Source organism: bacterium (genome assembly GCA_035308905.1).
In the GTDB taxonomy this organism is placed as follows: Bacteria; Sysuimicrobiota; Sysuimicrobiia; order Sysuimicrobiales; family Segetimicrobiaceae; genus DASSJF01.
In genome coordinates this window covers 127,694-146,421 of record DATGFS010000048.1, presented here as the reverse complement: position 1 = coordinate 146,421, position 18,728 = coordinate 127,694, and the positions used below count along the sequence as shown (strand labels likewise).

The window sequence follows — 18,728 nt, the reverse complement described above, 5'->3', positions numbered from 1 at the left end:
CCGTGTCCGCGGACCTCAGTTTCGGCCTCGAACTGCTCGTGAGCGGGCTGCTCGTCGGCGTGCTGTACGCGATGGTCGCGCTCGGCTTCGTGCTCATCTACAAGGCGTCCGACGTGTTCAACTTCGCCCAGGGCGCGATGACGTTCTTCGCGGCGCTTGCGCTCGTGAGCGTGCTGCCCCGGCTCGGGTGGCCGCTGGCCCTCCTCTTCGTCGTGGCGCTCATGACCGCGCTGGCTGTCGCGGTCGAGCGGCTGGCGCTGCGGCCGCTCGCGGGACGCCCGCCGCTCGCGCTCGCCATGTCCACGCTCGGCGTGACCTTCGCGCTCGGCGGCCTGGCGCAGGCGCTCTGGGGCACGGAGCCGCATCGGCTCTCGCTCGGCATCTCGGCGGAGCCGATCCAGGCCGCCGGCATCCTCATCAACCGCGTCGACCTGTTCGCCGCCGGCGCGGTCGCGGTGATCGTCGCCGCCCTCATCTGGTTCTTTCAGCGGACAAAGCTCGGCCTCGGCCTGCGCGCGGTCGCGGACGATCACGAAGCGGCCATGTCGGTCGGGATCGACCTGCGCCGCGTATGGGTGGTCGCCTGGACGCTGTCGGGACTCGTCGCGATCGCGGCGGGCATCCTGTGGGGCAACCGCATCGGCGTGGGGTTTGCGGTGTCCTTGATCGCCTTCAAGGCGCTGCCGGTGCTGATCATCGGCGGGATCGACAGTATTCCGGGCGCGATCGTCGGCGGGCTGATCGTCGGCGCCACGGAGAACCTCGCCGAGGGCTTCATCGGTCCCCTGGTCGGGGGCGGCGTGCAGGAGATCTTCCCCTATCTCGTGGCCCTCGTGTTTCTGATGGTGCGGCCGTACGGCTTGTTCGGACGGCCGGTCATCGAGCGCGTCTAGGCGGGGAGGCGGCATTGCTCTACCGGGAGTGCGGAGTCTACCGGACCTCCTACGCCCAGGACGCGGCGCTGTTTCCGCTGCCGGCGGACCGGCTCGGCACGGCCGCGCTCGTCCTGGCGGCGGTGCTGCTGCCGCCGGTCCTCGGGACCTACTGGCTGCGCGGCATCCTGATCCCGTTCCTCGTCTTCTCGCTCGCCGCGCTCGGCCTGAACTTCCTCACCGGTTACGCCGGCCTCTTGTCGCTCGGGCAGGCCGCGTTCATGGCGGTCGGCGCCTACGCCGGCGTGATCCTCTACGGCCGGTACGGGGTGCCGCTGCCGCTGGCGCTGCTCGGCGCGGGACTCATCGCCGCCGCGGTCGGCGCCGCCGCCGGCACGCCGTCGCTGCGGATCAAGGGCTTCTATCTCGCCGTCGCCACCCTCGCCTCGCAGTTTCTGATCACGTGGACGATCCAGCACGTCCCGTGGATCAGCGGCGGCGTGTTCGCAACGATCAACACGCCGACCGTCCGCGTGGGCGGCCTCGTGCTGGACACGGCGCTGCGGCAGTACTATCTCGCGCTCGCCGTCGTCGCGCTCCTCACCGTCTTCGGCATGAACCTCACGCGCAGCCGGATCGGCCGCGCGTGGATGGCGATCCGGGACCGCGACATCGCCGCCGAGATCATCGGCATCCGCCTCTTGAAGTACAAGGTGCTGGCGTTCGTCGTCGCGGCCTTCTACGCCGGGGTCGCGGGCGCGCTCGTCGTCTTCTGCTGGTACGGCTCGGCCAACATCGAGGAGTTCGACCTCGTCAACTCGGTCCGGATTCTCGGCATGGTGATCATCGGCGGCATGGGCAGCATCGTCGGGTCGTTCCTCGGCGCCGGCTTCGTCACGCTGCTGCCGATTCTCGTCAGCGTCGGCGTCCACAAGGCCGGGGCGCTCGCCGCCGGCGGCGCCGCCAACGGCCTCGTCTCCAGCCTGGAAGACCTCATCTTCGGCACGATGATCGTCCTGTTTCTGGTGCTCGAACCGCTCGGTCTGGCGCGGCTGTGGAAGACGATCAAGGACTACCTGCGGCTGTGGCCGTTCGCGTACTAGCGGTGCACGACATCTCGCAAGGAGGGATATCGATGAGGATGCGTCGTCTGTGGAGTGGCTCCGCCGCGGCAAGCCTCGCGGCCATCCTGGCGTTGCTCGTCGCCTCCGGGCCTGCGCCCGGCGCCTCGTCCGGCGGCGTGCTGACCGTACCGCAGCCGATCTACCGGACCGGGGCGTACGCGGCCGGCGGCAGCGGGTTCGCCGGCGGGCGCGAGGACTACTTCGCGCTGCTGAATGCGAGGGGCGGGCTCGACGGGCTCAAGGTTCAATGGAGCGAATGCGAGGACGCCTACGATACCGCCCGCGGCGTCGAGTGCTACGAGCGCACGAAGAAGGACATGGTGGTCGTGTGGCCCTCCAGCACCGGCATCACCTACGCGCTCGTCGACCGGTCGATCGCGGACAAGATCCCCATGGTCACGATCGGATACGGCCGGTCGGACGCGACCGACGGTAAAACCTTCCCGTGGATCTTCCCCGTGCTCGGCAACTATTGGAGCCAGGCGTCGAGCTTCATCCGGTACATCGCGGCCTCGGTCGGCGGCGAGGGCAGCCTGAAGGGCAAGCGCATCGCCCTCCTCCACCTCGACATCCCCTACGGCCGGGAGCCGATCCCGATGTTCCAAGATCTGGCGGCGAAATTCGGGTTCGAGTTCCGCAACTTCCCGCTGCCGGCGCCCGGACTCGAGCAAAGCGCGGCCTGGGTCGACATGGCCCGCCGGTTCCGCGCCGATTACGTGATCCAGTGGAACTTCGGCCAGTCCTGCACGGTGCCGTTCACGGCGATGCACCAGGTCGCGTTCCCGATCGACAAATTCATGGGCGTGTGGTGGTGCGGCTCGGAGGAAGACGTCCGGCCGGCCGCCGACCTCTCCAAGAACTACGTCACGTCCAACTTCACCGGCGTCGGCCGGAACTTCCCGGTGATCCAGCAGATCCTGGCGACCGTGTACAAGAACGGCAAGGGCAACATCGACGAGGCGCGGGTGGGGACCGTGTACTACAACCGCGGCGTGATCGAGGCCGCGGTCTTCTCGGAAGCGGTCCACAACGCCATCAAGCAGTTCGGCCTGCCGGTCACCGGCGACAAGGTCCGGTGGGGCCTGGAGCACCTCAACTTCACGGAGGCCCGGCTGCACGAACTCGGGCTCACCGGGATGATCCCGCCGGTGACGCTCACGCCGGACGATCACGGCGGCGTCTCGAGCGCGTACTTCCAGCGGTGGGACGGCCAGAAGTGGGTGCGCATCCCGGGGCTGTGGCAGCCGTACGCGGACCTGGTGCGGGCGCAGATCGCGAAGTCCGCGGCCGAATACCGCAACCAGAAGCGCTAGGCGGCCCGCCACACCCGACGTGTCCGCCGCGGCGCTGCTCGACGTCAACAACATCGAGGTCGTCTACGACCGCGTGATTCTTGTGCTCAAAGGCGTCTCGATCGTGGTCCCCGAGGGGGGCATGGTCGCCCTCCTCGGGGCCAACGGCGCCGGCAAGAGCACGACCCTCAAGGCGGTCTCGAACCTGCTTCGCGTCGAACGCGGCGCGGTGACGCGCGGGACGATCCACTTCGCCGGCAGACGCCTCGACACGTGCGACCCCGCCGACATCGTCCGGCGCGGCGTCGTGCAGGTGATGGAAGGCCGCCGGCCGTTCGAGCATCTCACCGTCGAAGAGAACCTGCTGACCGGCGCCTACGTCCGCCGCGACGCGGCCGGCGTGCGGGCCGACCTCGAGACCGTGTACCGCTACTTCCCGCGGCTCGCGGAGCGGCGCCGTGTGCGGGCCGGCTACACCTCGGGCGGCGAGCAGCAGATGCTGGCGATCGGCCGCGCGCTCATGGCGCGGCCGCGGCTCATCCTGCTCGACGAGCCGTCGATGGGCCTCGCGCCGCTTCTGGTCGCGGAGATCTTCCAGATCATTCTCCGGCTGAACCGCGAGGAGCGTGTGGCGATCCTGCTCGCGGAACAGAACGCGGCGCGGGCGCTGGAGATCGTGGACTACGGCTACGTGCTGGAGAACGGCCGGATCGCCCTCGACGGCACGGCGGCGTCTCTTCGGGAGAACGAGGACATCAAAGAGTTCTATCTGGGTCTCTCCGGCGAAGGGGAGCGGCGCAACTACCGCGAGGTGAAGCACTACCGGCGCCGCAAGCGGTGGCTCTCCTGACGCGCGCCGACTCGCTCTACTCGCCCGACGAAGCCGGCCCGGCCGACGCCCGTCTGACCCGGCAGATGCGCCGGCTGGGCGACGTCCTGGCGGAGACGTCCGCGCCCGCCGCGCGGCAGGCGGCCGAACGCGCCGGCCTGCTGGAGGGCACTCCGACGCTCGACCGGCTGCGCCGGGTCCCACTTTTACGGAAGGACGCGCTTCCCGCGGAGCAGGCCGGGAGCCCGCCGCTCGGCGGATGGGCGGCGCGGGACCGAATGCGCAAAATGTTCGCCTCGCCGGGGCCGATCTACGAACCGGAAGGCCCGGCGCCGGATCCCTGGGGCTGTGCCGCGGCGATGCACGCCGCCGGCATCCGGGCGGGCGACGTGGTCCTCAACTCCTTCTCGTATCATCTGACGCCGGCCGGTTCCATCATGGAAGGCGGGCTGCTCGCGCTCGGCGCGGTGGTGATTCCGGGCGGCACCGGCAACACCGAGATCCAGTGTCGCGCCGCGGCGCAGCTTGGCGCGACCGGGTATGCCGGCACGCCGAGCTTCCTGGCGAGTCTGTTGGAGAAGGCCGACGAGCTGGACGTCGCGCTTGCCTTCGAAGTCGCCTTCGTCTCCGCGGAGCCGCTGCCGGACTCGCTGCGGCAGCGGTTTGAGTCGCGCGGGATTCGCACGCGGCAGGCCTACGCCACCGCCGACGTGGGGATCATCGCCTACGAGTGTCCGTACCCCGACGGCCTGCATCTCGGCGAGCGCTGCGTTGTGGAGCTCGTCGATCCCGAGACCGGCGCCCCGGTCGGCCCCGAAGACCCCGGCGAGATCGTCGTCACGGTGCTCGATCCCACGTATCCCCTGCTGCGCCTGGCCACCGGCGATCTGTCCGTCTACGCCGCCGGTCCCTGCCGGTGCGGCCGGACGGCGCCGCGCCTGCGCGGGATCCTCGGCCGGAGCGGCGACGCGGTGAAGGTGCGCGGGCTGTTCGTCCATCCCGCCACGCTCAAATCGGTCATGGCGCGCCACCCCGAAGTCGCCCGCTACCAGTTCGCCGTGCGCCGCAGCGGCCATCTGGACGATTTGGTGGCGCGGCTCGAGATCGAGCGGCCCGACGACGCGCTGGCGCAGCGCGTGCTGGCCGCGGTTCACGACGCGACGCGCCTCCGCGCGGCCATCGAGATCGTGCCCCCTGGAACATTGACCGGCGCGGAGCGTATCCTCGTCGACGAGCGCCGCTGGTCCTAGCCGCCCGCGGGCTCCGGCTCTCCCGCCCTTCCTCGGCCGAGGAGCACGGCCAGCAGCGCGACGAGCAGCGCGTTCCGGCAGTTGAGGACGAGCACCGCCCATAGCTCGAAAGACGCCAGGTGTCGCGTCGCGAGATACTCGAACGTCGTCGCGACGCAGGCGATCACGAAGAGCGGGCGCGCGGCCCGTCCGGCGGGTCCGCCGAGCACCGGGACAAACGGCACGAGCCAGACGAGATACTGCGGCGAGAGCACCTTGCCCGGCACGATCAGCGCCAGGACGGCGGCGGCCGCGTACCGCAGCGGATCGCCCCGGCCCGATCGCGCGAACCGCCAGATCACACCACCGGCCAAGGCGATCTGCGCCGGGATTGCCAAGGCCGCGAGGACTCCAGCACCCGGCGCGACGAGTTCCACCGATGAGTGACTGTAGCGCCACGCCGGGACGATTCCGAGGATCTTGTCCGCCAGCATCAGCGCTCCGGCCCACGCCGTCTCGATCTGCAAGCCCCGCTCCACGTGGTACGTCACCGCTCTGGCTCCGTCCAGCGCGTACCATGCCGCTCCGCAAACCACCGTCGCCGCGCCGAACGTGCGGAGACCGCGGACACGCGTCACGCGCGCCGCGGCGAGTTCGGACACGGCTGCCGGCGCCACCGCGACCGCCGGGAAGATCTTCATCAGCGTGCCGGCGGAGGCGAGCAGCCCGCCGGGGACCGGCCGCCCCCCGAGCCAGGCCAGCGCGCCCGCGAGGGCGACCGCGGCCGGCGCCAGATCGTAGCGATTCCCGACGACGGGGTAGAGCGCGGCGAACGACGCAGTGTACCACGCGAGCCGCACCGGCACCGCCCGGACGCCCTCACGCGCCGCCGTGTATCGTGCGACAAGATATACGGCCAGCCCATCGAAGAGCCACATTTCCGCGGCAAACAGGAAGGCATACGTCTCGAACCGGCCCCTCGCGAGGCGCGGGATCACAAACAGCAGTACGGCGAGCGGCGGATATTCGACCGGGTAGTCACGATACGGGACGGCGCCCCTGAGCGCCCGCGACGCGTAGTCGAAATAGATCCGAACGTCGTGCAGTCCGGCCGCGCCGAACTGCCCGTACAGGCCGACCCCCAGCAGCGGTGCGAGCAGGATCGCCGCGTGAATGCCGAGGGTCAGCGCGGTCCAGCGGGCGGCGTCAAGGATTTCCGGCGCACTCCAAGAATGACAAGACGGCGATGAGTAGCCAATCCGCACCGGCGGATGATTCGAAGCGGTTGCTGGCCGCTCTGGCATACCCAATCTGGGTCGTCGCACTCGTCATCCTTCTGACCGACCTCAAGAAGGACCCGTTCATGCGCTACCACGGATGGCATGCACTGTACTGGGCGGCCGCCTGGGTGTGCATCTATATCCTGTGGAATATCGGCGCCGGCCTCCCACACTTGCACTGGCTCTTTCTCGTGTACCCTGTCCTGTGGCCGACGTTCATCGTGCTGTCGCTCTTTTATGCGATCCAAGCCTACAATGCCAAGGACGTTGCAATTCCTATCGTAAGCCGATTGGCACGGAAGCACCGGACCTGAGGCCGTGACCGGGGAATCGTAAAGAAACCTGGCTGAGTTTGGTCTGGCGGGAGCGACGGGATTTGAACCCGCGATCTTCTGCGTGACAGGCAGATGTGTTAAACCAGGCTACACCACGCCCCCGCGCAAGCGGCACTCCCGCCATCAGTCATGGTAGAACCCCCGCGCCGCCCTGTCAACCAAAGTAGGGAAACCCGCGCTTGCCGGGAACTACCATCCCGACCGGTCTAGTCTGCTCTGACTCATCCCTCGATCCGGAAAGGAGCGCGCTTCCCCATATGTGGAGAGTTGCCGCGTGCGTCCTCGTCACGACGGTCTTGCTCGGTGTCATGCTGGCTCCCCCGGGCGTCGCCCCTACCGCGACGGCGGCCGCCGCGGGCGTTCCGTTCGGCATCGTCCTCGTGGGGCCGCGGAACGACCACGGCTGGAGCGAGGCCCATTATATCGGCGCGCAGTACGCCGAGCGTAAGGTCCCGGGCGCCAAAATGATCTACGTGGACAACGTCAACCCGGCCGCGAAGCCCGGGGTGACCGTGCCCCAGGTGGTCGACGACCTCATCTCCAAGGGCGCGCGGCTGGTCGTGACCACGTCGGACGACTTCAAGGACGGGACGCTGGAGGCCGCGAAGGCGCACCCGCAGCTGCCGATCATCAACGTCTCCGGTGACCACGCTTGGAAGGCCGGCCGGGACTACAAGGCGCCGCCGAACGAGAGCAACTTCATGGGCCGCATGGAGTACATGAAGATGCTCGGGGGCTGCGCCGCCGCGCTGACGACGCGCACGGGCAAGATCGGCTTCCTCGGCCCGCTCGCGAACGACGAGACCCGCCGGCTGGCCGACTCCGCGTACCTCGGGGCGCGGTACTGCTGGACGACCTATCTCCGCCGGCCCGCGGGCGCCCTGATCTTCAAAGTGACCTGGATCGGCTTCTGGTTCAACATCCCCGGGCAGACGCTCGATCCGACGAAGGTCGCCGACGACTTCTTCGGCAGCGGCTACGACGTCGTGATGTCCGGCATCGACACGACGGAGGCGCTGGTGGAGGCCAACAAACTGGCGAAGGCCGGCAAGCGCGTCTGGGCGGTTCCGTACGACTTCCAGCACGCCTGCGCGGAGGCGCCGAGCGTGTGTCTTGGGGTCCCCTACTTCAACTGGGGCCCGGCGTACGTGAAGGCGATCACGATGGTGCAAAACGGCACCTACCAGCAGTACTGGGATTGGAACGGTCCCGACTGGACGAACATCAACAACCCGGACACCTCGGCGGTCGGCTTCGAGAAGGGCACCCCGCTGAGCGCCACGACCGGCGCGCGGCTCGACGCGCTGGTCAAAGGGATGGGCGGCCGCTCGATCGTGCTGTGGAAGGGGCCGCTGCGCCTGGCGGACGGCTCCGCGTACTTGAGCGCGGGCCAGATCGCGAGCGACGCGCAGATCTGGTACATGCCGCAGCTTCTCGAGGGCATGACCGGCGCCAATAAATAGCGCCGCGGCTCGAACGGCCGCATGCGCGTCGAACTGAGGGAGATTCGCAAGTCCTTCGGCGCCGTGCGCGCCAACGACGGCATCACCCTCGCGGCCGAAGCCGGCACGATCCACGGGGTGCTCGGCGAGAACGGCGCGGGCAAGAGCACCTTGATGAAGATCGTGTCCGGGACGCTCGCCCCGGACGGCGGTCAGATCCTGCTCGACGGCACGCCGGTGCGGATCGGCTCGGCGTCGCAGGCGCTCCGCACCCACATCGGCATGGTCCACCAGGATCCGCTCGATTTCCCGTCGATGAGCGTCCTGGACAACTTCCTGGTCGGCGCGCCGGTCGGGCTCGTCCCGCGCCGCCGCCGGGCCCGTGACGCGCTGCGGGACCTCGCCGCGCGGTTCGGCTTCGCCCTCGACCCGGAGGCCCGGTGCGACCATCTGACCGTGGCCGAACGCCAGCAGTTGGAGATTGTGCGCCTCCTCTGGCTCGGCGTGCAGGTGCTCATCCTCGACGAGCCGACCACAGCGATCTCCGCGTCGCAGCGGACGCAGCTCTTCGCGGCCCTGCGCGCCATGGCCGCGCAGGGCCGCGTAGTGTTCTTCGTGTCCCACAAACTGGAAGAGGTCCAGGAGATCTGCGACCGCGTCACCGTCCTGCGCCACGGCAGGGTCGCCGGCGAGGCGCCGATCCCGTGCGAGACCGGCACGCTCGTGCGTCTGATGTTCGGCCGCGACCTGCCCAGGGCGCCGCGGCCCCGGATCCGGCTCGGCCCGACGGTGCTCGACCTCGCCGATCTCGCGGTCGGCGACACGCTCCTCACCCTCGAGCACGTCGTTCTTCAAGTTTCGGCCGGCGAGGTCGTCGGTTTGGCGGGCCTCGAGGGAAGCGGACAGCGGCTGCTGCTCCAGGTGTGCGCGGGACTGATCCCGCCGATCGGCGGGCGCATCCTCATCGGCGGACGCGACCTGACCGGCCGTCCCTACCAACACTTTCTCGCGGCGGGGATCGGGTACGTTCCGGCCGGACGCCTCGGCGAGGGATTGATCCCCGGGCTCACGGTGGCGGAACACGCCGCGATCGCGGAGCCCCGGCGATCCGCGTTCGTCGACCGGCGGCAGGCCGTCCGGTCCGCGGCCCGGCGCATCCGTGAGTTCAACATTCGCGGCACGCCCGACACGGACGTGCGCGCGCTCTCCGGCGGCAACCAGCAGCGGGCGCTGCTCGCGCTGCTGCCCGCGCGCCTCACCGTGCTCCTCATGGAACATCCGACGCGCGGCCTGGACTTGGAATCGGCGGAGGAGATCTGGCGGCGGCTGCTCGACCGGCGCGCCCACGGCACGGCGATCGTGTTCTCGTCTTCGGATCTCGACGAGCTCCTGGATCGCAGCGACCGGATCGTGGTGTTCTCCGGCGGCCGCGTCTCCGCGCCGATCGACGCCCGCCGCGCCACCGTCGCGCAACTCGGAGAACTCATCGGAGGCAAGGGACTCTGAGCCGCCGCCGCGCCGTCCCGCCTGTCGTGCGGCGTCTGGGGTTCGCCGCGGCGGGCCTCGCCGCGACGGCACTCGCCGGCGCGGCCGTGCTTCGAATCGTGTCGGCGTCGCCCGCGCAGGCGTACAGTCTGATCCTCGCCGGCGCCGTCGGATCGCCGGAGCGCGCGACGTTCGTCCTGGCCGCCTGGGCCCCGCTGCTTCTCGCGGCCGCCGGATTGCTGGTCACCTTTGCCGCGGGCCTGTGGAACATCGGGATCGAAGGCCAGGTGATCTTCGGCGCCGTCTGTGCGACCGGCGCCCTGCGCGCGTTGGAGCACCTCGGACCGCCCTGGCTCGCGCTCGTCTCGGCCGGCCTCGCCGGAGCCGCGGGCGGCGCGCTCTGGGCGCTCCTGGCCGGCGCGCTTCGGGCGTACGGACGCGTGAACGAGATCTTCGGCGGCCTGGGGCTCAACTTCATCGCCGGCAGCCTCACCGTGTACCTGGTGCTGGGCCCGTGGGCGCGCCCCGGCATCGCGTCGACGAGCGGCACCCTGCCGTTTGACCCGGCGCTGTGGCTGCCGGCGCTCCGGGTCTCGCGCGTCGCCGTGCCAATCGAAGTCCTCCTGGGGCTCGCGGCGATCGGCGCGGTCTCCGCGGCGCTCCGCGGGACCTACTTCGGCCTCTACCTCACCGCGATCGGACACAGTCTGCGGGCCGCGCAGCTCCGAGGCATCGCGACGACCCGGGAGACCCTCCGCGCATTCGCGCTCTGCGGCGCACTCGCGGGGCTCGCCGGGTTCGCCCTGGTCGCCGGCGCCTACTCCCGGCACCAGTTGTTTCCGCTGATCTCAGCCGGCAACGGATACCTCGCGATCCTCGTGGTGCTGCTCGCGGGGCAGCATGCCGTGGCCTGCGCGGCGATCGCGGCCGCGTTCGCGGCGATCTCAATGGGCAGCCTGCAGCTCCCGCTGGCGATGCAGCTCGACTCCTCGATGGGAGGCGTGCTTCAGGGCCTGCTGGTGCTGTGTGTGATCTTGTTGAGAGGCTTCCAGACTCGATTCCTGCGCGAGGGGACCTGACGGTGGATCCGGTGCCGCTTATCGCCGCCGTCGTCGCCGCGTCGCCACCGGTGATCTTCGCGGTGCTCGGGGAGACCCTCGCGGAGAAATCGGGGGTCATCAACCTATCGTTGGACGGCCTCTTGCTGTTGAGCGCAATGACGGGATTCGCCGCGGCGCGCGCGGCGGGAAGCGTTCCCGCGGGCGCGGCCGCCGCAATGGCGGTCGGGGCCGCGGCCGGCTTCGTCGTCGCGTTCGCGAGTCTCACCCTCCGGCAGCACCAGGTGGCGACGGGCTTCGTGCTGACGCTCCTCTGCCAGAACCTGGCGTATCTGCTCGGCGCGCCGGTGGCGCACGTACCGGGGCCGCAGGTCTCGCCCGCGCCGGTCCCGGTCCTGGCGCAATGGCCGCTTGTGGGACCGGTGCTGTTCCAGCAGGACGCGCTCGTCTACCTGAGCTTCGTCGCGACCGCGGCCGTCTGGTGGTATCTCGCCAAGACGGCCCCCGGGCTCGTCCTGCGCGGGGTCGGCGAGCATCCGGCGGCGGCCGCGGCGCGCGGCATCGCGGTCACGCGCACGCGGTACCTGTACGCGGTCGCGGGCGGGGCGCTCGTCGGGCTCGGCGGCGCCGCCTTCTCGCTCGCGGTCAAACCGGGCTGGAGCCGTCCGTACGGGATCGAGGGCACCGGATGGATCGTGCTCGCGATCGTGATCTTCGGGAACTGGGATCCGCTGCGCGGAGCCGGCGGCGCGTACCTGTTCGTGCTGCTCCAGACCCTCGGCACGGTGCTGCAGAGTCTGATGCCGCGCGTTCCGACCCAGGTGTTCCCCACGCTGCCCTTCCCGCTGATGATCCTCGCGCTGCTGCTCGTGGCGCTCGGCAACTCGGAGCGGATTCACCGCGCGCTGCACCGGCTGCCGCCCGGCGCGCGCCGCAGGCTGCTCCGCACGCTGCGCGCCCTGCAGTCGTCGCCGCCCGCGTCGCTCGGCGCCCCGTTGGAGCAAGAATAGCCGGCCCGCCCGACGAAGCCATAGCGCACGCGTTCTCACGGAGGATCGACGATGGCACTGGCCGGGATTTTTCCGATTACCCCCACCCCGTTCGACGAGCAGGGACGGATCGACGTCGAGAGCATTCAGACGATGACGGCGTTCATGCTCCGGTGCGGCGTCGACGGGCTGGCGGTTCTCGGCGTCATGGGCGAGGTCGACCGGCTGACGGACGCGGAGCGCGATCAGGTCGTCGAGGCGTTCCGGCGCGCGCTGCCGGCGGGAAAGGCGCTCGTCGTCGGCGCCGGCGCAAACGGCACCGACGCGGCGATCCAGGCGTGCCGCCGGGCCGAGGGCCTCGGCGCGGACGCGCTGCTGGTGACGCCGCCGCGCATCCAAAACGAGGGCGTGCTCTTCGGCTACTACGAGCGCGTCGCGAAGGCCGCGGTGGTCCCGCTGATCATCCAGGACTACCCGCCGGCGACCGACGTGCTCATGACGCCCGCGCTGCTCGCGCGCCTCTACAAGGAGCTGGAGCGGGTCGAGTACGTGAAGCTCGAGGACGCGCCGACCGGGCCCAAGATGGAACGCATCCGCGCGCTCGCCGGCGAGACGTTTGGGATCTTCGGCGCGCTCGGCGGACTCTACGCCTTCGAAGAGCTCGAGCGCGGCGCGGTGGGCATCATGAGCGGGCTGGCCTACCCCGAACTGCTCGTCCGCCTCTACCGCCTCCACCGCGCCGGCGACGCGGCGGGAGCGGCGGCCCTGTTCTACGACTTCGTCAACCTGGCGCGGTTCGAGTTTCAGCCCGGCATCGGGGTCTCGCTGCGCAAGGAAATCCTCGTCCGGCGCGGAGCGATCCGCACCGCCACCGTCCGGCATCCCGGCGCCGTCGCGGACGCGATGACGCTGCGGCAGCTCGACCGGATCGTCGGGCACCTCGTCGCGCGCGGACACCTCGAGCCGGCGTCCAGCCCGGCGGCGGCGCGTTGACGGCCCGGCGGAGCGGCTGATGTCGCAGGCGCGCTGCGATCTCGTCGTTCGCGGCCGCGTCGTCCTGCCCGAGCGGGTGCTCGAGGACGGGTACGTAGCGGTGCAGGACGGCCGTATCGCGGCGATCGGCGACGCGGGCGGCGGCCTCCCGGCCGCCGCCCGGACCGTGGAGACCGGGACATCGTATGTCCTGCCGGGCGCCGTGGACACGCACGTGCACACCCGGAGCGAACCGGCGGAGGGGATCACGCACTGCACCGCGGCCGCCGTGGCCGGCGGCGTGACGACCGTCGTGGACATGCCGTACGACATGCCCGCGGCCGTCCCGGACGTCGAAACGTTCGAGCGCAAGGTCGAAGACGTCGGCGCGGAAGCGGTCTGCGACGTCGCGCTCTACGGCACGATCCGCAAGGAAGGCGGCCTCGACGCGATCGAGCCGCTCGCCCGGGCCGGCGCCTGCGCCTTCAAGATCTCAACGTACGAATCGCATCCGATCCGCTTTCCGCGGATCCCGGACGGCGAGATACTCGAGGCGTTCCGCCGCATCGCCGGGACCGGACGGCTCGTCGCGGTGCACTGTGAGAACCAGGACATCGTCGATCGCGCGACCGCCGCGGCACGGGCGGCCGGTGACACGGGCCCGATGGCCCACGGCCGGACCCGGCCGCCGGTCTCGGAGACCGAGGCGGTCAACCGGGTGCTGGAACTCGCCCTTCATGCCGGCGTGCACGTCCACATCGTCCACGCCAGCGTGACGCGGTCGTTCGACCTGGTCGAGCGCTACCGGGCGGACGGCGTGCACGCGACCGTGGAAACCTGCATCCAGTATCTCGTGCTCGACGAACAGGCGATGGAACGGCTCGGGCCTTACGCCAAGATCAATCCGCCGCTGCGGTCGCGCAAAGACGTCCAGGGCCTGTGGGCGTATCTCGCGGCCGGGCGGGTCGATTGGGTGACGTCGGACCACGCGCCCTGGGCGCGGGCGCAGAAGAGCGACCGGACCGACATCTTCGCGAACGCGTCCGGCGCCCCGGGCGTGGAGACGCTGCTGCCGCTGCTCCACCACGCGGGGGTCGCGGCGGGGCGGATCTCGATTCTCGACGCCGCGCGCCTCCTCGCCGAGCAGCCCGCGAGAAACTTCGGCCTGTTCCCGCGCAAGGGCGTGCTGGCGCCCGGCGCCGACGCGGATATCGCCGTGCTCGACCCCGAGGCCACCTGGACGGTGCGGGGCGCCGAGCTACACAGCGGCGTCGGCTGGACGCCGTACGAGGGCATGGCGCTGCGCGGCCGCGTCACGCACACCTTCGTGCGCGGCCGGCCCGCCTACGAGCAGACGCGCGTCGTCGCGCGCCCGGGCGACGGCACGTTCGTGCGTCCCTAAGTCCCCTGCCCGGCGGCCTCGAGCCGGCGGTTCAGATCGTAGGCCGCGCTGATGAGCCCGATGTGCGTCAGCGCCTGGGGAAAGTTGCCGAGGTGCTCGCCGCAGGCCCCCAACTGCTCGGAGTAGAGGCCCAGGTGGTTCGCGTACCCGAAGTTTTTCTCGAAGAGCAGCCGCGCCTGCTCGATGTCGCCGGACCGCGACAGCGCCTCGACGTACCAGAACGAGCACATATTGAACGTACCCTCGTGCCCCCGCAGACCGTCCGGCGCCTGCTCGACCCGGTAGCGGTACACCAGCGAGTCGTCCACGAGGTCGTGCTGGATCGCGCGCATCGTGGAGAGCCAGCGCGGGTCCACCGGGCTCACGAACCGCGCGAGCGGCATTAGGAGATTGGCGGCGCCCATCGCGGACGCGCCTTTGTGCTGCACGAACGCCTGCCGCGTGGGATCCCAGAAGTCGTGGAAGACGCTGTGGTAGATCTCGTCACGGATGTCGTGCCAGCGCCCGATCGGTGCGGGAAACGACCGGCGCCGGGCGATCCGCAGCGCCCGGTCGAGCGCGACCCAGCACATCACGCGTGACTGGCAGAATTCCTTGGCGCCGCCGCGGACTTCCCAGACGCCCTCGTCCGCCTGCCGCCAGTTGTCGCAGACCCACTCGATCAGCCGCGTGAGCCCCTCCCAGAACCCCGACGAGATGGGCACCACGTATTTGTCGTAGAGATTGATACTGTCGACGAGTTCGCCGTAGATATCGAGCTGCAGCTGGCGGAACGCGTCGTTGCCGGTGCGGACGGGGCTGGATCCCTTGTACCCGGCGAGGTTCGGCAGCGCCGCTTCGGTCAGGTCCCGGCGGCCGTCGATGCCGTACATCGTCTGCAGCGACCCGTCGGGGTTCATGTCCTCACAGCGCAGCGCGATCCAGTGCATGAACGCCCGTGCCTCGTCCGTGTAGCCGAGGCGCAGCAGCGCGTAGATGGTGAACGACGCGTCGCGGATCCAGGTGAACCGGTAGTCCCAGTTGCGCTCGCCGCCCACGACTTCCGGCAGACCGAACGTCGGCGCCGCCACGATCGACCCGAACTCGCTGGAGGTGAGGAGTTTCAAGGCGAGCGCGGACCGGTTCACCATTTCACGCCAGCGGCCCCGATACGTCGACCGCGCGATCCACCGGCGCCAGTAGTTGAGGGTGTCTTTGAACGACTGGGAGACGTAGCCACCAAACTCGGCCGCCGGAGCCTCACCCTGCCGGGCCTCTTCGAGGATGAACGCGCACGTCTGGCCCGCGGCCAGGGTGAACTCCGCGACCGCGTCGCCGTTGCGAACGCGCATCGGCACCTCGGCGCGGAGTCGCAGCGCCGGCAGGTCCGTCGCGTCTGGGGTGAACACGACGCCATCCTCGGTCACGACCGCGCGGTGCCGGGCGCGGGCGTGGTCGAATCGCGGCGCGCAGAGGAGCCGGTACCGGACCTCGCCGCGCACGGTCTTCGCGCGGCGGACGAGCTGCGGCGCGCCGCCGGGCGGCTCGAGGGGCATGAAATCGGAGATCTCCGCCACGCCGTCCGCGGCCAGGAAGCGGCTCAGCAAGACGTTGGAATCCCACAGGTAGTGCTGCCGGTGCCGGACGTCCTCGACGAGCGGCGTGATGGCAAACCGGCCGCCCCGCTCGTCGTCGAGCAGCGCCTGGAAGATGGACGGCGAGTCGAACCGGGGAAAGCACAGGAAATCGACGGAACCGTTGACCCCGATCAGAGCCGCCGTTCGAAGATCACCGACCACACCATACCGTTCGATGGGCAGGTATCCCACGTTCTCATTGTTCCCCCGACGTGGTTGACTTGGCGCGGCCTGAGAATGCACTCCCTACGAGTCCGCCGGGGCGGCGGAGGCAACGGGGTAGTCTTCCGCTTGCAGCACCGCTTTGAGCCGCCCGAGATCGACGGACCCCTCGTCGTAGGAGACGCGGACTTCCTTGGCCGGGATGTCGACCTCGACCGCGCGGACGCCGGCCGTGCGCCCGAGCGCCTGTGTGATGGTCCGCTCGCAATGTTCGCATGAGATATCCGGCACCCGCAGCACGACCCGTGTCATAGACGCTCTCCTCCCGTATCGCCGGTCCGGCTTCGATTTCACGGTTGCTGGCCGCTGATCGGCCAGCGGAATCCGCGCAGCCGCAGCGCGTTCGTCACGACGCTGACGCTGCTCATCGCCATCGCCCCCGCCGCGAAGACGGGGTTCAGCAGGACGTGCAAGAACGGGTAGAGGGCGCCCATCGCGACGGGGATGAGCACCACGTTGTAGGCGAACGCCCAGAAGAGCCCCTGCTTGATGACGCGGACCGTGGCCCGTGACAGCGCAATCGCCGCGGCGATGTTGCGCAGCTCGCCGCCGACGAGCGTGACGTCGGACGCCGCCATCGCGACGTCGGTCCCCGTCCCGATGGCGATGCCCAGGTCGGACTGCGCGAGCCCCGGCGCGTCGTTGATCCCGTCGCCGACCATCGCCACCACCTGCCCGGCGGCCTGCAGCGCCTTGACCTTCTCCGCTTTCTGGCGCGGCGCGACTTCCGCCATCACGTGTGCGGGATCGATCCCCGCCTCGACGGCGGCGGCCTCGGCCGCGAGCCGGTGGTCCCCCGTCACCATCCACACCTCGAGCCCGAGCGCCCGCAGCGACTCGACCGCCTCCCGAGCCCCGGGCTTGATCCGGTCCGCCACGGCGATCAGACCCGCGCCGCGGCCATCCACGGCCAAAAACATCGGGGTGGCGCCCGTCCGGGCGATCTCGGCGGCACGGTCCCCCAGGCCGTCGAGCGCGGCGCCGATCTCGTCCATAAAGGCGCGGGTGCCGATGGCCAGCCGGCGGCCTTCCACGATCGCGGTGATCCCCTTCCCCGTGATCGACTCGAACCGCTCCGCCTGCGGGATGTGGAGACGCCGCGCCTGAGCGGCGGCGACGATCGCGCCGCCGAGCGGGTGCTCGGACCCGCGCTCCGCGCCCGCCGCGAGCCGCAGCACGTCCGACTCTTCGATACCGCCGGCGGGCAGGACGCGGACGACTTCGGGCCGGCCCGCCGTCAGCGTGCCGGTCTTGTCGAGCACGATGCTGGTCACCCGCCGCGCCTGCTCCAGCGCCCCGCCGCCGCGGATCAAGACCCCGTGCTCCGCCGCCGTGCCGGTGCCGGCCATGATCGCCGTCGGGGTGGCGAGCCCAAGCGCGCAGGGGCACGCGATGATGAGGACGGCGATCGCCGCGGTGAGGGCAAAGGTGAGCCGCGGCTCCGGCCCCAGCAGCAGCCAGCCGGCAAACGTCAGCAGCGCGACGGCCAGCACCACCGGCACGAAGACGCCGGCGACGGCGTCGGCGAGCCGCTGAATCGGCGCGCTCGACGCCTGCGCCTCTTCGACCAGGCGGACGATCTGCGCGAGCGTCGTCTCCTTCCCGACCTTGGTCGCGCGGAAGACGAACGAGCCCCTCGTGTTGAGCGTCGCGCCGATCACGGTGTCGCCGGGCGCCTTGTCGACCGGCAGGCTTTCTCCGGTCAGCATGCTCTCGTCGACGGCCGAGGCCCCTTCCAGCACGACCCCGTCGACCGGCAGCGTCTCCCCCGGCCGGACGCGGATCAGATCACCGGCGAGCACCGTCTCCACCGGCACATCCCGATCGGCGCCTTCGCGAACGACGCGCGCGGTCCTGGGACGCAGGCTCATCAGCGCGGTGATCGCCGCCCCCATCTGCTTCATCGCACGGCGCTCCAGCCAGCGCCCGAGGAGAATCAGGGCGATGATGATGACCGCGGAGTCGTAATAGAGATGGGGCGGGAATCCCCAGCGCCGCGCCAGCGACGGCCAGAGCGTCACGAACGCGCTGTAGCCGTATGCCGCGCCCGTACCGAGCGCGATCAGCGTATCCATGGTGGCCGCGCCGTGGCGCGCGGCGGCCCATGCCGCGCGATAGAACACCGCGCCCGCCCAGAACTGCACGACCGAGGCCGCGATCAGGAGCACCGGCGCCCAAAGCGTCATGTCGAGGTGAAGGGGGAGATACATGAGCGCCATCATCGCCGCGCCCACCATCAGGCTCGTGAGCCACTTGACGCGCAAGTCGCGCAGCTCGCGCTGGGCCGGATCGTCCTCCCCGGATCGGGGCGCCGCCGGCGTTCCCGACGCCGCGCTGGCCTCCGGCGCGGGTCCCACCGCATACCCGGCCTGCTCCACCGCGGCGCCGAGGCGCTCCACGGTGGCCACGGCCGGATCGAAGACGACGCGCGCCTTGGCCGCGGCGAGGTTCACCATCGCCTCGCTCACCCCGTCGACGCGGCGCAGGGACTTCTCGATTCGGCGAACGCACGACGCGCACGTCATCCCCTCGATGGGGAGATCGACCGTGGCCGTGGCCGCGCGCGTTTCCGCCGTCATCG

The 18,728-nt window shown here is 70.4% G+C and carries 16 protein-coding genes and 1 tRNA gene; 12 read left to right on the top strand and 5 right to left on the bottom strand.

All coding sequences use genetic code 11. The features are described from left to right. Positions 1-2: 2 nt before the first annotated feature. Genes VKT83_14815 through VKT83_14795 form a run of 5 tightly spaced genes read left to right on the top strand, consistent with a single transcriptional unit; the run spans position 3 to position 5,367 of the window. Positions 3-893 carry a branched-chain amino acid ABC transporter permease gene (locus VKT83_14815; GenBank protein ID HLY23734.1) on the top strand — a complete coding sequence of 297 codons (891 nt, stop codon included), beginning with the start codon at positions 3-5 and terminating at the stop codon, positions 891-893. 14 nt (positions 894-907) lie between these two features. Then, positions 908-1,975, top strand: coding sequence for a branched-chain amino acid ABC transporter permease (locus VKT83_14810; GenBank protein HLY23733.1), 1,068 nt, complete (start codon positions 908-910; stop codon positions 1,973-1,975). 32 nt (positions 1,976-2,007) lie between these two features. After that, entirely contained in the window at positions 2,008-3,309 is a 1,302-nt protein-coding gene (locus VKT83_14805) for an ABC transporter substrate-binding protein (GenBank protein ID HLY23732.1), read from the top strand. Positions 3,310-3,328: 19 nt separating this feature from the next. Beyond that, a complete protein-coding gene (locus VKT83_14800; protein HLY23731.1) occupies positions 3,329-4,138 on the top strand; it encodes an ABC transporter ATP-binding protein in 810 nt (269 codons plus the stop codon). Beyond that, the gene (locus VKT83_14795; GenBank protein HLY23730.1) at positions 4,126-5,367 is read left to right on the top strand and encodes an AMP-binding protein; all 1,242 of its coding nucleotides are present in this window, start codon (positions 4,126-4,128) and stop codon (positions 5,365-5,367) included. The genes VKT83_14800 and VKT83_14795 overlap by 13 nt, the downstream gene beginning before the upstream one ends. On the opposite strand, the gene VKT83_14790 is transcribed toward VKT83_14795, so the two are convergent. Next, positions 5,364-6,611: a glycosyltransferase 87 family protein gene (locus VKT83_14790; GenBank protein ID HLY23729.1), complete on the bottom strand. Its 1,248-nt coding sequence runs from the start codon at positions 6,609-6,611 to the stop codon at positions 5,364-5,366. The two genes, VKT83_14795 and VKT83_14790, sit on opposite strands and share 4 nt — an antisense overlap. On the opposite strand from VKT83_14790, the gene VKT83_14785 reads away from it, so the two are divergent. After that, positions 6,593-6,940 (top strand): DUF4870 domain-containing protein, encoded by a 348-nt coding sequence (locus VKT83_14785; GenBank protein HLY23728.1) that lies wholly within the window; start codon positions 6,593-6,595, stop codon positions 6,938-6,940. The genes VKT83_14790 and VKT83_14785 overlap by 19 nt on opposite strands. Positions 6,941-6,984: 44 nt before the next feature. Here VKT83_14785 and VKT83_14780 read toward each other — a convergent pair. Further along, positions 6,985-7,063, bottom strand: a tRNA-Asp gene (locus VKT83_14780). A 155-nt stretch (positions 7,064-7,218) separates the two neighbouring features. On the opposite strand from VKT83_14780, the gene VKT83_14775 reads away from it, so the two are divergent. From VKT83_14775 to VKT83_14750, 6 genes are read left to right on the top strand one after another with little or no spacing between them, the layout of a single operon-like run. Beyond that, positions 7,219-8,424, top strand: coding sequence for a BMP family ABC transporter substrate-binding protein (locus tag VKT83_14775; protein ID HLY23727.1), 1,206 nt, complete (start codon positions 7,219-7,221; stop codon positions 8,422-8,424). A 21-nt stretch (positions 8,425-8,445) separates the two neighbouring features. Then, the gene (locus tag VKT83_14770; protein ID HLY23726.1) at positions 8,446-9,909 is read left to right on the top strand and encodes an ATP-binding cassette domain-containing protein; all 1,464 of its coding nucleotides are present in this window, start codon (positions 8,446-8,448) and stop codon (positions 9,907-9,909) included. A 26-nt stretch (positions 9,910-9,935) separates the two neighbouring features. Continuing rightward, positions 9,936-10,967, top strand: coding sequence for an ABC transporter permease (locus tag VKT83_14765; GenBank protein HLY23725.1), 1,032 nt, complete (start codon positions 9,936-9,938; stop codon positions 10,965-10,967). A gap of 2 nt (positions 10,968-10,969) precedes the next feature. Further along, entirely contained in the window at positions 10,970-11,956 is a 987-nt protein-coding gene (locus VKT83_14760; protein ID HLY23724.1) for an ABC transporter permease, read from the top strand. Positions 11,957-12,007: 51 nt separating this feature from the next. Beyond that, a complete protein-coding gene (locus tag VKT83_14755; GenBank protein HLY23723.1) occupies positions 12,008-12,928 on the top strand; it encodes a dihydrodipicolinate synthase family protein in 921 nt (306 codons plus the stop codon). Between the two features lie 19 nt (positions 12,929-12,947). Beyond that, positions 12,948-14,309 (top strand): dihydroorotase family protein, encoded by a 1,362-nt coding sequence (locus VKT83_14750; GenBank protein HLY23722.1) that lies wholly within the window; start codon positions 12,948-12,950, stop codon positions 14,307-14,309. On the opposite strand, the gene VKT83_14745 is transcribed toward VKT83_14750, so the two are convergent. From VKT83_14745 to VKT83_14735, 3 genes are read right to left on the bottom strand one after another with little or no spacing between them, the layout of a single operon-like run. Then, on the bottom strand, positions 14,306-16,117 hold the full coding sequence (locus tag VKT83_14745; protein ID HLY23721.1) for a glycoside hydrolase family 15 protein: 1,812 nt from the start codon (positions 16,115-16,117) through the stop codon (positions 14,306-14,308). The genes VKT83_14750 and VKT83_14745 overlap by 4 nt on opposite strands. Before the next feature lie 54 nt (positions 16,118-16,171). Continuing rightward, positions 16,172-16,399, bottom strand: a complete 228-nt coding sequence (locus tag VKT83_14740; protein HLY23720.1) for a heavy-metal-associated domain-containing protein — start codon at positions 16,397-16,399, stop codon at positions 16,172-16,174. A gap of 38 nt (positions 16,400-16,437) precedes the next feature. Next, on the bottom strand, positions 16,438-18,726 hold the full coding sequence (locus VKT83_14735; protein HLY23719.1) for a heavy metal translocating P-type ATPase: 2,289 nt from the start codon (positions 18,724-18,726) through the stop codon (positions 16,438-16,440). Positions 18,727-18,728: the final 2 nt, after the last annotated feature.